The organism is Pseudomonas sp. LBUM1653, assembly GCF_059716115.1.
On sequence record NZ_CP166803.1, the window covers coordinates 5436537 to 5451001 of the forward strand.

The following is a 14465-nucleotide window of genomic DNA, read 5'->3' on the forward strand; positions in this document are numbered from 1 at the left end:
AACGGACGCAGAGCGTCCATTGATGCATTCCCACGCGGAGCGTGGGAACGATCGCCAACTACAGCTTTTCCAGCGCCAGATTCAACTCAAGCACATTCACCACCGGTGGCCCTACCAACGGCTGTTCGGTGTACGCATCCAGCAGGTTTTGCAGGGTCGCCACCGGCAGATTGCGCGCCGCCGCGACACGCGCCAGTTGATAGGCAATCGCCGCCGGAGGCAAGTGCGGATCGAGGCCGCTGCCGGAGGTGGTGAGCATGGCCAACGGCACCGGCCCTTGACCGGGTACCAGTAGTTTGTTGGCGTCGTCGATCACCCGAGTGGCCAGGGCCGGGTTGCTCGGCGACAGGTTGCTGGCGCTGCTCGACACGGTGGCAAAGGCACCGGCCGATGGTCGTGGATGGAACCAGGCGTCGCCGACGAAATCCTGGGCAATCAGCGATGAGCCGCGAACTTTGCCGTCGGCATCGCGCACCAGGCTGCCATTGGCCTGATCCGGGAAGGCGACCTGGGCCACGCCGGTGACCACCAGGGGATAGGCGACGCCGGTGATCAGGGTCATCAGGACCAGCAGGCTCAGGGCCGGGCGTATCATTGTGGACATTTCAAAATCCTCGAATTCGGTGAACAAATACCGCGTTCAGTCAGGTGCAACCTGTCGTCTTCTTCGCGAGCAGGCTCGCTCCCACAGGGAAACACGGTGCCTTTGTGGGAGCGAGCCTGCTCGCGAAGGCGGTACGCCTGACACACGGTCAAACCAGATGCAACGCCGTCAACAGCATGTCGATCGCCTTGATGCCCACGAACGGCACCGCAATCCCGCCCAGGCCATAGATCAGCAAATTGCGCCGCAGCAACGCTGCCGCGCTCGCCGCCTGCACGCGCACACCGCGCAACGCCAGGGGAATCAGCACCACGATGATCAGGGCGTTGAACACGATCGCCGAGAGAATCGCGCTCTGCGGGCTGTGCAGCTGCATGACGTTCAACACGCCCAGTTGCGGGTAGATCGCGGCAAACAGGGCCGGCAGGATTGCGAAATACTTGGCCACGTCGTTGGCGATGGAAAAGGTCGTCAGCGCGCCGCGGGTCACCAGCAATTCCTTGCCGATCTGCACCACGTCCAGCAGCTTGGTCGGGTCGCTATCGAGGTCGACCATGTTCGCCGCCTCGCGCGCCGCTTGGGTGCCGTCGTTCATCGCCATGCCGACGTCAGCCTGGGCCAGGGCCGGGGCGTCGTTTGCGCCGTCGCCGCACATGGCGACCAAGCGACCGTCGTTCTGCTCGTGACGAATGCGTGCCAGTTTTTTCTCCGGCGTGGCTTCTGCCAGCACGTCATCCACACCGGCTTCGGCGGCGATCGCTGCAGCGGTCAGCGGGTTATCGCCGGTCACCATGACGGTGCGGATCCCCAGTTTGCGCAGTTCGGCGAAACGCTCGCGGATGCCGGGCTTGACCACGTCCTTGAGGTGGATCGCACCGAGCAGTTTGCCGTCGGCGCAGACCAGCAACGGCGTACCGCCACTCTGGGCAATCTTGTCGATTTCCCGGGACAGCGGCGCGGCCAGATCGGCGCGTTTGAGGCCGACAAACGCCAGCAGCGAATCCACTGCGCCCTTGCGATACACGCGGCCCTGATAGTCGACACCCGACAGCCGGGTTTCGGCGCTGAACGGTACAGCCGTCAGCAATTCAGCCCCCGGCTCAGGTTGCGGTTGCGTGCCACGCAGGTATTCGACAATGGATTTACCTTCCGCCGTGTCATCGGCCAGAGAGGCAAACAAGGCACCCTCGGCCAGTTCCCTGGCCGTCACGCCCGGAGCGGGAACAACGGCGGTGCATCGCCGGTTGCCGAAGGTGATGGTGCCGGTCTTGTCCAGCAGCAGGACGTGCACGTCCCCCGCCGCTTCCACGGCGCGTCCGGACTTGGCAATCACATTCAGGCGAACCAGACGATCCATCCCGGCGATACCGATGGCCGACAACAAACCGCCAATCGTAGTCGGGATCAGCGTGACCAATAACGCCACCAGGAACACCAGCGGCAGGCTGCCATTGGCGAAGTGGGCGAACGGTTGCAGGGTCACGACCACCAACAGAAAGATCAGGGTCAGGCCGATCAACAGGATGTCCAGCGCCACTTCGTTCGGGGTTTTCTGGCGCTTGGCGCCTTCGACCAGGGCGATCATGCGATCCAGGGTCGACTCGCCGGGGTTGGCGGTGATCTTCACCAACAGCCAGTCAGACACCAATCGGGTGTTGCCGGTAACGGCCGAGCGGTCGCCACCGGATTCACGAATCACTGGCGCCGATTCACCGGTGATTGCCGCTTCGTTCACTGCCGCGATGCCTTCAATCACTTCGCCGTCACCGGGGATCATCTCCCCCGCTTCGACGCGCACCACATCGCCTTTGCGCAGGTTGGCGGCCGGCACCACCTGGAAGGTGCCGCTGCTGGTTCTGCGGCGTGCGCTCAAGCCTTCGCTACCGGCCTTGAGGCTGTCGGCGCGGGCCTTGCCGCGACCCTCGGCCAGGGCCTCGGCGAAGTTGGCGAACAGCACGGTGAACCACAGCCACAGGGCAATTTGCGCGGCGACGAAGCTCGGCACCGCCGTGTCGGGAATGAAGCACAGCACGGTGGTCAGGATCGCGGTCAGTTCGACCACCAGCATCACCGGCGCGCGCTGTAATTGCCGTGGATCGAGCTTGACGAACGCTTGCACGAGCGCCGGGCGCCAGAGGGCCGAGATCGCGGTTTTGGGTTGTTCCGGCGCCTTGACGGCAACGGTTTTGGTTACGGGCATATTCATCATCAACTCCTTAGAAGCCCATGCTCAAGTGTTCAGCGATGGGACCGAGCGCCAATGTCGGCAGGAAGGTCAAACCACCCACCAGCAAAATGGTCACAGTCAGCAAGGTCACAAACAGCGGGCCATGAGTCGGGAAGCTGTTCTGGCCAATCGGTGCGGTTTTTTTCATCGCCAGGCTGCCAGCCAGGGCCAGCACCGGCAGGATGTAGCCGAAGCGACCGATCAACATGCCCAGGCCCAGCATCAGGTTGTGGTACGGCGTGTTGGCGCCGAAGCCACCGAACGCCGAACCGTTGTTGGCACTGGCCGAGGTGTAGGCGTAGAGCAATTGGCTGAAACCATGGGCGCCGGGATTGCTCACCGAGGCCACAGGCCCTGGCAGGCTGGCGGCAATCGCACCAAGGACCAGCACGCCGATCGGCATGACCAGCAAGGTCACCACCAACAGCTGCACCTCCCGGGCTTGCAGTTTCTTGCCGAGGTACTCCGGCGTCCGGCCGATCATCAAGCCGGCGAGGAACACCGCGATCAGCACGTTGAGCAACATGCCATAGAGCCCGGCGCCGACGCCGCCGAAGATCACTTCGCCGACCATCATGTTCACCAGCGCGACCATGCCGCTGAGCGGGTTAAGGCTGTCATGCATGCCATTGACCGAACCGTTCGAGGCCGCCGTGGTGGTCACCGACCACAACACCGTGGCCGTGGTACCGAATCGCGCTTCCTTGCCCTCCAGCGGTGCGGTCTGTTCGACGGCGACGTTGTCCAGGCTCGGGTTGGGCTGCGACTCTGCCCACAGCGAGGTCGCGCCGCCGATCAGGAACAGGGCGAGCATGCAGGCAATGATCGCCCGGCTCTGACGCAGGTCTTTGACGTAATGACCGAAGGTGAACACCAGCGCGACGGGAATCAGGATGATCGACGCCACTTCGAACAGGTTGCTCCAGGCCGTCGGGTTCTCGAACGGATGTGCCGAGTTGACGCCGAAGAAGCCACCACCGTTGGTGCCCAGCTGCTTGATCGCAATCTGGCTGGCGGCAGGCCCCAGCGGGATCACCTGATCGACACCCTGCAGGGTCAGCGCATTCACGTACTGCGCGAAGGTTTGCGGCACGCCCTGCCAGACCAGGTACAGCGCCAGCAGCAGGCACAGCGGCAGCAGGCCGTAGAGGGTGGCGCGTGTCATGTCGACCCAGAAGTTGCCCAGCAATGCCGTGGATTTGCGACCGATGCCACGGCAAAGCGCAACCAGTACCGCCAGGCCCGTGGCGGCGCTGACAAAGTTCTGCACGGTGAGGCCGACCATCTGGCTCAGGTAGCTCAGCGATGCTTCGCCGCTGTAGGCCTGCCAGTTGGTGTTGGTCATGAAACTGATGGCGGTGTTGAACGCCAGCGTCCACTCCTGGCCCGGCAGGTTTTGCGGGTTCAGCGGCAAGTGGTCCTGGAACAACAGGATCGCGAACAACAGCAGAAAACCTGCAAGGTTGAAAGCGAGCAAAGCCAGGGTGTACTTCTGCCAGCTCTGTTCGGCCTGCGGATCGACGCCGGCCAGACGGTAACAACCGCGTTCGATCGGGCCGAGGATCGGCGTCAGCCAGGTGCGCTGGCCTTCCATGACCTTGTAGTAGAAACGTCCAAGAAACGGCGCCGGGACCAATACCAGGGCGAAAAACGCCAGGATCAGCCAATAGTCATAACTGTGCATAGCCGCTCCTAGTTCCGGTCCGCGCGCAACAGCGCAACCAACAGATAAATGAACAGTCCCACTGCCAGCAGCAGTGACACTCCGTCCAGAACGCTCATGGAAGTTCTCCGTGTTACGGCGTATTGCCGCGTGTGGAGGTATTGTCGGCAGGGAGGCTGTAAAGGAACGAGACCGAGGGGTGTGGCGGGGCATAAAGAAAGCGTAAAGAGTGGGTTTATGGCTTTGTTACAGCGTTGTTCTTGCCGGCCTCATCGCGAGCAAGCTCGCTCCCACAGGGGAATGCGTTCGCCCATACACTCAAAAAACCTGTGGGAGCGAGCCTGCTCGCGAAGGCGGCAAGGCAGGCAACAATGCAGGGGTGAACGACGCAGAACAGGCATAGAATGGAACCACTGCGAAACCCAATCGCTCAAAGTGGTATGCACGTTCGACAGGCGAAACCCTCGCCCGCCGACCGGCTTTCAAGGAGGTCCTATGCCCTGGTATGCCTGGTTGATTCTGGTGGTTGCCATTGGCTCTATCGTTGGCGGTTTGATGATGCTGCGCGACACCGCCCACAAGGTTGAGCTAACCGATGAACAGCGCAAACGCGTCGCCGAACGCAATGCGGAAATGGACGCCAAGGAAGCGCAGGACCGCTAGCTGCAAAATCGTCCGAAGCCTCGCACGGCATTCGGACGATTTTTTGCCGTGGCCCCGGATCAGGTCAACGAGCAGCGATCAAAAAACCGCTCGCGCCCCAGCGCCATCAATGCTGCGCGCTTGTGTGGAAAGTCGAATTCCTTTTCGCAATGAAACCCCTGGCCCTGCATGTGCCCGATCATCTTCGCGTTGTCGGCACGGGGTTCGGCGACCACCCGCCGGGTCCGTGGATCATCGAGAAACAGGTAGTGCACCAGCGCCGACAGCCAGCTCGCCACCTTGTGCGGACCGCGGTGATTTTCTTCCCCAACCAGCATATGGATGCCACGGTCGTAATCATCCGCATCATAGAAGGGTGCGATGCGATCTTCCTTGGCCCAGTAGGCTTCAAAATAGGCGAACGGCTGATCGTCGAAACAACCGATCAATGTCAGGGTATGGGGATCGTCCTGGAGTTTGCCCAGGTACTCGCGGTGCTGTTCGAGACTGCCCTGCTCCTGCCAGAAACTCGCTACCCGAGGGCTGTTCTGCCAGCGATTGAAACGCGCAAGGTCCTCGTCGATATCCACCGTGCGCAGGGAAATCCAGGCCCCCAGCCTGGCATCGAAACGCCGATACACCTCGCCACGCGGCTTCGGCGGGCGCAGCGGGTGACGCTTGCCGCCGCTGATGACCATCTGCTGTGGATAACAGCCCGTCAGCGAGTGACCCACCCATGGCTGTGGCAACTGCCAGAACAGCGTGCGTTCGCTGCGATATTGGCCGACCGTTTCGGTAGGGACCAGCAATGCGCTGAGCAAGGCGGCAGGCGGCGCTTCATCCAGTTGCCAGAGCAGTCGCTGGCAAGCAGGGTCTTGGGCGAACAACCAATAGCAAGTGGCCCAGACGGCTCGATTGTCGAGGCTGCCTGCGCCCTCGTGCAACTGCAGCAGCAACTCGGGCTCGCGCGTCAGGTGCAGCTGGATCAGCGGCTGGCCTTCAAGACTGAGGCTCAGCCCGGTTTCGGTTTCATCGGCTACAAGACTGCTGCCGGTCGGTAAGGCCAGCGCAGTCAGGACATTGGGATTGGACATGGGTCGGGCTCACGATATTCGTCGACAGGTCAACGGTTGACGTGAGTGGAGCCTGGAAATTTAAGCGACATGCGCCGATACGCGACCTGTGGTGCCCGCTCAGTTACCCGGCACCGGCAATACCGCGATTTTGTAGGGGTCGAAAATCTTCAGCATTTGGCCATTATCGCGCAAACCTCGCAGCAACTTGGCGAAGGCCTCGCCGCTGATCGGCGCGGCCGGGCGAAGGATGGCGTAGTGGTGATAGATCTGGTCAACGCGCTCGGACACCAGCAACTCCTTGGCGACTTTCTCGTTGCGCAGAAAGTAGTCGCTCAGGTAGGACCGCGTGACCAGGGCGACATCGGCCCGGCCACGCAGCACCATCAGCAGGTTGCTGTCATGCGAATAGGTCGACGTAGCATTGAAATGAGTGGCGAGGTACTTGGGATCGGCGTTGAAGTTGGCGAATTCGTAGTGATACCCGCTGAACAACGCCAGGCGCTTGCCGGAGAGCTCGCTGAAGTAGCTTTGCTGTCGTTCCGGCAGGCGTTGCGCGACGAAGATTTCCGCATCTTCCAGGCCCATGTCGACGCTGGTGTGGGGAATTTCCTTCCAGCCCCAGTCGGGGTTTTCGAAGATCGCCATGTCCACCCGGCCTTGCTTGAAGTCGCCAAAACGGCGGGGAATGGAGGTGGGTACCAACACGAACTCATAGTCGCTTTGCAGGGTGTTGAGGGCCTCGACCAATTGCGGCAACAGCCCGGTGTCGGCACCGGACTCCGGGCGCACCGTATAGGGCGGAAAATGTGCGGCACCGATACGCACCAGTTGTGCGGCCTGGGCCGGCATGACTGATAACGCCGCGAGCACCGCCAGTAAAAGTCGCGAAGCCGTCCGAATTGGCGAAGACATCAAACAACCCACTCCCCGAAATACTGCATCAATGCATTGAAGCTAGGCGGTTTCGCCCAGTTAGCCAGTTTCCTGCCGCCCCGCCCCCACGCCTTACTTGCCCGCCAGCACCAGAATCAAGGCCTCCTCGGCCAGTTGATCCAGGTTCATGCTGCCATCGGCACGAAACCAGGTGGTGGTCCAGGACAGCGCCCCGGTCAGGAAACGCCGGGTGATAAATACATCGCCGCGGATAAAACCGGCGCTCTTGGCTTCACCCAGCACCTGAAGCCAGATGTCTTCATAGATATCGCGCAACGCCAGAACCCTGGCCTGCCCCTCATCGGACAGTGAACGCCATTCGTAGACCAGCACGGCCATGGCCTCGCCACTGCCGCCCATGATGGACTGCAATTCGCAGCGGATCAGCGCCAGGACCCGCTCGCGCACGTTGCCAGCCTCGGCGATGGCCGCACGCATCAACGCGGTGTTGTAGCGAATGGTCTCCTCCATCACCGCCCGCAGGATCTCGTCCTTGCTTTTGAAGTGATGAAAAATACTCCCCGACTGGATGCCCACGGCACCGGCCAGGTCGCGCACGGTAGTACGTTCATAGCCTTTGTTGCGAAACAGGTGGGCCGCCACTTGCAGCAACTTGCCACGGGCGCTGTCCGGGTCGGTCAATTGCCCGCTGTCGACCAACTCGCGCATGACACTCAAGGCCTTTTGCTCATCCACCCGTTCTCTCCTACAGTCGATCAGTCCAATGTCGCGCTCCCCGCGAAAACATTGGGGTTGCGCTGGCAATTTAAGCAACTGGCGACGACCAAGCAAGCGCTCGGGCAGAAGATAGTTCAGCCGTTTACAAACCAAGCGCTTGCTTGGTAGTCTCGAAGCATTGCTGCTGGAGGTGGTTATGGAGTTGACTGCGCCAAGAACAATTCGCATCGGTTGCGCCAGCGCCTTCTGGGGCGACACCTCGACCGCCGCCGCGCAACTGGTGGAAGGCGGGCGCCTGGACTACCTGGTCTTCGACTACCTGGCCGAAATCACCCTGTCGATCATGGCGGGCGCACGGATGAAAGATCCCCAGGCCGGGTACGCCAGCGACTTCATCGAAGTCCTCGGTCCTCTGCTCTCTCAACTCGCCGAACAAAAGATCCGCGTCATCAGCAATGCTGGCGGGGTCAATCCACAAGCCTGTGCCGTTGCCCTGCAGGCAGCCTGCGACAAGGCCGGGGTCGCACTGAAGATCGCCGTGCTGTTGGGCGATGACCTGCAACCGCAGTTCAAACAGCTGGGCAGCCTTGGCATTCATGAAATGTTCAGCGCCGCCCCCCTGCCGCCGATGTGTGTCTCGACCAACGCCTACCTTGGCGCGCCGGGCATCGTCGAAGCCCTGCGCCTGGGCGCGGACATCGTGATCACCGGGCGCGTGGTCGACAGCGCCGTGGTCAGTGCCGCGCTGGTGCATGAGTTCGGCTGGTCGTGGCACGACTACGACAAACTGGCCCAGGCGGCGCTGGCCGGGCACATCATCGAATGTGGCGCCCAATGCACCGGCGGCAACTTCACCGACTGGCGCGATGTACCCGATTACGAGCACATCGGTTTCCCCATCGTCGAAGTCAGCGCCGACAGCCAGTTCATCGTCAGCAAACCCGAAGGCACTGGCGGCCTGGTCACACCCTTGACCGTGGGCGAACAGATGCTTTATGAAATCGGTGACCCGCGGGCCTATCTGCTGCCCGACGTGGTCTGCGATTTCACCCTGGTCAAACTCGTGCAGCAGGGCAAGAACGCGGTCCGGGTCCATGGCGCAAAAGGCTTGCCACCCACCGCTCAGTACAAGGTCAGCGCCACCTATCCGGACGGTTTCCGCTGCACCGCCAGTTGCCTGATTGCCGGGATCGATGCGGTCGACAAGGCCCGCAGGGTCAGCGAAGCGATCATCAACAAGACCTCGCAGATGTTCAGCCAACGCGGCTGGGCGCCCTACAGCGAGGTGAATATCGAACTGCTCGGCAGTGAAGCCACTTACGGCCCCCACGGCCAGCGCCAGGACAGCCGCGAAGTGGTGATCAAGCTCGCGGTACGCCATCCGCACAAACAGGCATTGATCCTGTTCTCCCGGGAAATCGCCCAGGCCGCCACCGGCATGGCGCCAGGGCTGACCGGGATTGTCGGCGGCCGGCCGACGGTGTATCCGCTGATCCGCTTGTTTTCGTTCCTGATCGACAAAACCGCCTGCACGCTGGAAATTGATCTCATGGGCCAGCGCCACCCGTGCGCCCTGCCCGCCCTCGATGTGCTCGACAGCGCCGACTTGCCCGTGCCATTTGAGCCGCCCCGCCCCACGGGACCTGCCGACGCCAGCGTCGCCCTGGTCAAGCTCGCGGTCGCCCGCTCCGGTGACAAGGGCAACCACAGCAACATCGGCGTCATGGCCCGCGACCCGCAGTACCTGCCGTGGATCGCCGAAGCCTTGACCCCGGCAGTGATCGTCGACTGGATGAGCCATGTCCTCGACCCGATCCACGGGCGTGTCGAGCGTTGGTATTTGCCCGCCACCCACAGCCTGAATTTCCTCCTGGAAAACGCTTTGGGTGGCGGAGGCGTGGCCAGCCTGCGGATCGATCCGCAGGGCAAAGCCTTTGCCCAGCAACTGCTGGAGATCCAGATTCCGGTGCCACAGCGCATCGCCGACCAGGTCAACTAGAGGATTGCCGCCATGGCCTACGATTCGATTTTCAAAGCCGATGTATTTGCCGGCCAGACCATCATCGTCACCGGTGGCGGCAGTGGCATTGGCCGCTGCACCGCTCACGAGCTGGCGGCCCTCGGTGCCCATGTGCTGCTGGTCGGGCGCAAAGCCGAGAAGTTGAAAGCCGTCGCTGCCGAGATCGCCGAAGACGGCGGCAAGGCTGACTGGAGCACTTGCGATATCCGTGAGGAAGAAGCGGTCACGTACCTTGTCAGCGAATTGATCCGCAAGCACGGCCCGATTCACGGCCTGGTCAACAACGCCGGCGGCCAGTACCCGTCGCCACTGGCCTCGATCAATCTGAAGGGTTTCGAAACGGTGATGCGCACCAATCTGCTGGGCGGATTCCTGATGGCCCGGGAAGTGTTCAACCAGTCCATGAGCAAGCACGGCGGCGCCATCGTCAACATGCTCGCCGACATGTGGGGCGGCATGCCCGGCATGGGCCACTCGGGGGCGGCGCGCTCAGGGATGGACAACCTGACCAAGACCGCCGCCTTCGAATGGGGGCACGCCGGGGTCCGGGTCAACGCCGTGGCGCCGGGCTGGATCGCGTCCAGCGGCATGGACACCTACGAAGGTGCGTTCAAGGCGGTGATCCCGACCTTGCGTGAACACGTGCCGCTCAAGCGCATCGGCACCGAATCGGAAGTCAGCGCGGCGATCGTTTTCCTGCTCAGTCCGGCCGCGGCGTTCATCAGCGGCAGCACCCTGCGCATCGACGGCGCGGCCAGCCTCGGCGGACGGGCATGGCCGATTCACAAGGCGACCCACAGCGAGTCGTACAACGGCTTCCACCGCGCGTACTTGCCTGATGTCCTCAAGGACAAGGAATAACCCATGCCGGTGATTGAGTCGCAACTCGACCCCCACAGCGAACAGTTCGCCCGCCATCGCGCGGCAATGCTGGACGCCGTCGAGCAGGTCCGCACACTTGAACAGAACCTGCTGGACAAGGCTGCCGACGCCAGGCCCAGGTTCGAAAAACGCGGTCAGTTGCTGCCCCGCGAACGCCTCAACCTGTTACTCGACCCTGGTGCGCCGTTTCTCGAACTGGCCAGCCTGGCCGGCTACAAGCTGCACGACGACAAGGACGGCAGTTCGGCCGGCGGCGGCTTGATCGCCGGGATCGGTTACGTGTCGGGTGTCCGGGTGCTGGTGGTGGCCAACAACAGTGCGATCAAGGGCGGCACCATTTCCCCCTCGGGCCTGAAAAAGTCCCTGCGTCTGCAACAGATCGCCATGGAAAACAAACTGCCGGTGATTACCCTCGCCGAGAGCGGTGGCGCCAACCTCAATTACGCGGCGGAGATTTTCGTCGAAGGCGCGCGCAGCTTTGCCAACCAGGCACGGATGTCGGCCATGGGCCTGCCGCAGATTACCGTGGTCCACGGCTCGGCGACGGCGGGCGGCGCCTATCAGCCGGGGCTGTCGGACTATGTGGTGGTGGTACGTGGCAAGGCCAAGCTGTTCCTGGCCGGCCCGCCTCTTTTGAAAGCGGCCACCGGAGAAGTCGCCAGCGACGAAGAACTTGGCGGTGCCGAGATGCATGCGCAAACCGCCGGCACCGCCGAATACCTGGCCGAAAACGACGCCGACGGCGTGCGCCAGGTGCGCGAGATCGTCAGCCTGCTGCCCTGGAATTCGCGCTTGCCGGTGTTGCCTGCCAGGCAATGGCAGGAACCGCTCTACCCCATCGACGAATTGCTCGGCCTGATCCCGGATGACCCGAAAAAACCCTACGACGTGCGCGAGATCGTCGCCCGAATCGCCGATGGCTCGAACTTCCTCGAATTCAAGGCCGAGTTCGATCAGCAGACCGTTTGCGGCCAACTGAAAATCCAGGGTCGCGCCTGCGGATTTATCGGCAACAACGGTCCGATCACGCCCAAGGGCGCGAGCAAGGCTGCGCAATTCATTCAGCTGTGCGACCAGAGCCAGACACCGCTGCTGTTTTTTCACAACACCACCGGGTTCATGGTCGGCACCGAATCGGAGCAGCAAGGGGTGATCAAGCATGGCGCCAAGATGATCCAGGCGGTGGCCAATGCACGGGTGCCGAAACTGACCGTCGTGGTGGGCGGCTCCTATGGCGCCGGCAACTACGCGATGTGCGGCCGTGGCCTGGATCCGCGTTTCATCTTCGCCTGGCCCAACAGCCGCACCGCCGTCATGGGCGGCGCCCAGGCAGGCAAGGTGCTGCGCATCGTCACCGAGGCCAAGCAGGCCAAGGACGGCCTGGTGCCCGACCCGAAAATGCTCGACATGCTCGAACAGGTCACCGCACAGAAACTCGACAGCCAGTCCACGGCGCTTTATGGCAGCGCAAACCTGTGGGATGACGGGTTGATCGACCCTCGCGATACCCGGACCTTGCTCGGTTACTTGCTGGATATTTGTCATGAAGCCGAGGTTCGCTCGCTGCAAACCAGCAGCTTCGGTGTCGCGAGGTTTTGATCGTTCCCACGCACTGCGTGGGAATGCAGCCCGGGACGCTCCGCGTCCCAAGAGCGGACGCAGAGCGTCCATAGAGGCGTTACCACGCAGAGCGTGGGAACGATCATGGGACAAAGGAGAACAATAAGAATGATCTTCACCCAGGAACACGAAGCGCTGCGTCGCACCGTTCGCCAATTCGTCGATCACGAGATCAACCCTCACGTCGATGAATGGGAAAAGGCCGGGCGCTTTCCGATCCATGAGATCTTTCGCAAGGCCGGCGACCTCGGCCTGTTGGGCATATCCAAACCGGAAAAATTCGGCGGCATGGGCCTGGACTACAGCTACTCGATTGTCGCGGCCGAAGAGTTCGGCACCATTCATTGCGGTGGGATTCCCATGTCGATCGGCGTACAGACCGACATGTGCACCCCGGCCCTGGCACGTTTCGGTTCCGATGAGTTGCGCGATGAGTTCCTGCGCCCGGCCATCAGCGGCGAGCAGGTCGGCTGCATTGGCGTCTCCGAAGTCGGTGCCGGCTCCGACGTGGCCGGCTTGAAAACCACGGCGCGCAAGGACGGCGACGATTACGTGATCAACGGCAGCAAGATGTGGATCACCAACTCACCGAGCGCCGACTTCATCTGCTTGCTGGCCAATACCTCGGACGACAAACCGCACATCAACAAGTCGTTGATCATGGTGCCGATGAACACGCCGGGCATCAGCCTGAGCTCGCACCTGGACAAGCTCGGTATGCGCAGTTCGGAAACCGCCCAGGTGTTTTTCGACAACGTGCGGGTGCCACAGCGCAACCGCATCGGTCATGAAGGCGCGGGGTTCATGATGCAGATGCTGCAGTTCCAGGAGGAACGCCTGTTCGGTGCGGCCAACATGATCAAGGGCCTGGAGTATTGCGTCGACAGCACCATCGAGTATTGCAAGGAGCGCAAAACCTTCGGCAGTGCGCTGATCGACAACCAGGTCATTCACTTTCGCCTGGCCGAGCTGCAAACCGAGATCGAATGCCTGCGGGCGCTGGTCTATCAAGCCACCGAGCAATACATCAAGGGCCAGGATGTCACGCGCCTGGCGTCCATGGCCAAACTCAAGGCCGGTCGCCTGGGCCGCGAGGTCAGTGATAGCTGCCTGCAGTACTGGGGCGGCATGGGCTTCATGTGGGACAACCCGGTGGCGCGCGCCTACCGCGACGTGCGCCTGGTGTCGATCGGCGGCGGTGCCGACGAAATCATGCTGGGGATCATCTGCAAGCTCATGGGCATCCTGCCGGGGAAAAAGAAATGAGTACCCTGCCGGTTTGCCAGACCCTGCTGCTCGAACTGCACAACGGTGTGCTGCACATCACCCTCAATCGACCGGACAGCCGTAACGCCATGAGCTTGCAGATGGTTAGCGAACTGCGTGCGGTGCTGGCGGCGGTACACGATGACCGAGCGATTCGGGCCTTGGTGATCGGCGGTGCCGGCGGGCATTTCTGCGCTGGCGGCGACATCAAGGACATGGCCAACGCACGCGCCCAAGGCCCGAGCGCGCACCGTGATTTGAATCGATTGTTCGGTGCGTTGCTGCAAGAGGTGCAGCACGCGCCGCAAGTGGTGATCACCGTCTTGCAAGGCGCGGTGCTCGGTGGTGGCTTCGGTCTGGCCTGTGTCAGCGATATTGCCCTGGCCGATCACCAGGCGCAGTTCGGCCTGCCGGAAACCAGCCTCGGCCTGTTGCCAGCGCAGATCGCACCGTTCGTGGTGCAACGCATCGGCCTGACCCAGGCACGTCGCCTGGCCCTGACCGCGGCACGTTTCGACGGCACTCAGGCACGGCGGATGGGGCTGGTGCATTTTGTCGAGCACGATGCGCAGGCGTTGGCCGAGCGCCTCGATGAGGTGCTGGCCCATGTACTGTGTTGTGCGCCTGGGGCGAATGCGGCGACCAAGAAACTGTTGCTGGCGAGCGCGGTGCAGCCATCGGATGAACTGCTGGATCAAGCGGCCGAGTGGTTCAGCGAAGCGGTGACCGGGGCTGAAGGGGTCGAGGGGACCCAGGCATTTGTGCAAAAGCGTAAGCCGGGGTGGGCCTCTTAAATGCATCGCTGGCAAGCCAGCTCCTACAAAGAGATTTGTGAACCACACCGTCCACTGTAG

13 protein-coding genes are annotated in these 14465 nt (G+C 62.2%); 6 read left to right on the plus strand and 7 right to left on the minus strand.

Features of this window, described 5'->3' with window-relative positions; translation table 11 throughout:
- Positions 1 to 58: 58 nt before the first annotated feature.
- From kdpC to kdpF, 4 genes are all read right to left on the minus strand, one after another.
- Positions 59 to 604 (minus strand): potassium-transporting ATPase subunit KdpC, encoded by a 546-nt coding sequence (gene kdpC, locus ACA054_RS24415; protein WP_497686548.1) that lies wholly within the window; start codon positions 602 to 604, stop codon positions 59 to 61.
- Positions 605 to 752: 148 nt separating this feature from the next.
- The gene (kdpB, locus tag ACA054_RS24420) at positions 753 to 2810 is read right to left on the minus strand and encodes a potassium-transporting ATPase subunit KdpB (RefSeq protein ID WP_497686549.1); all 2058 of its coding nucleotides are present in this window, start codon (positions 2808 to 2810) and stop codon (positions 753 to 755) included.
- A 10-nt stretch (positions 2811 to 2820) separates the two neighbouring features.
- A complete protein-coding gene (gene kdpA, locus ACA054_RS24425; protein ID WP_497686550.1) occupies positions 2821 to 4515 on the minus strand; it encodes a potassium-transporting ATPase subunit KdpA in 1695 nt (564 codons plus the stop codon).
- Positions 4516 to 4523: 8 nt separating this feature from the next.
- A complete protein-coding gene (gene kdpF / locus ACA054_RS24430) occupies positions 4524 to 4613 on the minus strand; it encodes a K(+)-transporting ATPase subunit F (RefSeq protein ID WP_007899818.1) in 90 nt (29 codons plus the stop codon).
- 376 nt (positions 4614 to 4989) lie between these two features.
- On the opposite strand from kdpF, the gene ACA054_RS24435 reads away from it, so the two are divergent.
- Entirely contained in the window at positions 4990 to 5157 is a 168-nt protein-coding gene (locus ACA054_RS24435) for a DUF2897 family protein (protein WP_020796133.1), read from the plus strand.
- A gap of 59 nt (positions 5158 to 5216) precedes the next feature.
- On the opposite strand, the gene ACA054_RS24440 is transcribed toward ACA054_RS24435, so the two are convergent.
- From ACA054_RS24440 to ACA054_RS24450, 3 genes are all read right to left on the minus strand, one after another.
- Positions 5217 to 6230, minus strand: coding sequence for a GNAT family N-acetyltransferase (locus ACA054_RS24440; protein WP_497686551.1), 1014 nt, complete (start codon positions 6228 to 6230; stop codon positions 5217 to 5219).
- Between the two features lie 99 nt (positions 6231 to 6329).
- Positions 6330 to 7124 (minus strand): substrate-binding periplasmic protein, encoded by a 795-nt coding sequence (locus tag ACA054_RS24445; RefSeq protein WP_497686552.1) that lies wholly within the window; start codon positions 7122 to 7124, stop codon positions 6330 to 6332.
- A gap of 93 nt (positions 7125 to 7217) precedes the next feature.
- Positions 7218 to 7841: a TetR/AcrR family transcriptional regulator gene (locus ACA054_RS24450; protein WP_497686553.1), complete on the minus strand. Its 624-nt coding sequence runs from the start codon at positions 7839 to 7841 to the stop codon at positions 7218 to 7220.
- Between the two features lie 178 nt (positions 7842 to 8019).
- Between ACA054_RS24450 and ACA054_RS24455 the strand changes: the two genes are divergently transcribed.
- The 5 genes from ACA054_RS24455 (at position 8020) to ACA054_RS24475 (ending at position 14405) form a co-directional block, all read left to right on the plus strand.
- Positions 8020 to 9822 carry an acyclic terpene utilization AtuA family protein gene (locus ACA054_RS24455; RefSeq protein WP_497686554.1) on the plus strand — a complete coding sequence of 601 codons (1803 nt, stop codon included), beginning with the start codon at positions 8020 to 8022 and terminating at the stop codon, positions 9820 to 9822.
- Between the two features lie 12 nt (positions 9823 to 9834).
- Positions 9835 to 10704, plus strand: coding sequence for an SDR family oxidoreductase (locus ACA054_RS24460; RefSeq protein ID WP_497686555.1), 870 nt, complete (start codon positions 9835 to 9837; stop codon positions 10702 to 10704).
- Between the two features lie 3 nt (positions 10705 to 10707).
- Positions 10708 to 12324 carry a geranyl-CoA carboxylase subunit beta gene (gene atuC, locus ACA054_RS24465; protein WP_497686556.1) on the plus strand — a complete coding sequence of 539 codons (1617 nt, stop codon included), beginning with the start codon at positions 10708 to 10710 and terminating at the stop codon, positions 12322 to 12324.
- Between the two features lie 129 nt (positions 12325 to 12453).
- The gene (gene atuD / locus ACA054_RS24470) at positions 12454 to 13611 is read left to right on the plus strand and encodes a citronellyl-CoA dehydrogenase (RefSeq protein WP_497686557.1); all 1158 of its coding nucleotides are present in this window, start codon (positions 12454 to 12456) and stop codon (positions 13609 to 13611) included.
- Positions 13608 to 14405 (plus strand): enoyl-CoA hydratase/isomerase family protein, encoded by a 798-nt coding sequence (locus ACA054_RS24475; RefSeq protein ID WP_497686558.1) that lies wholly within the window; start codon positions 13608 to 13610, stop codon positions 14403 to 14405. The genes atuD and ACA054_RS24475 overlap by 4 nt, the downstream gene beginning before the upstream one ends.
- Positions 14406 to 14465: the final 60 nt, after the last annotated feature.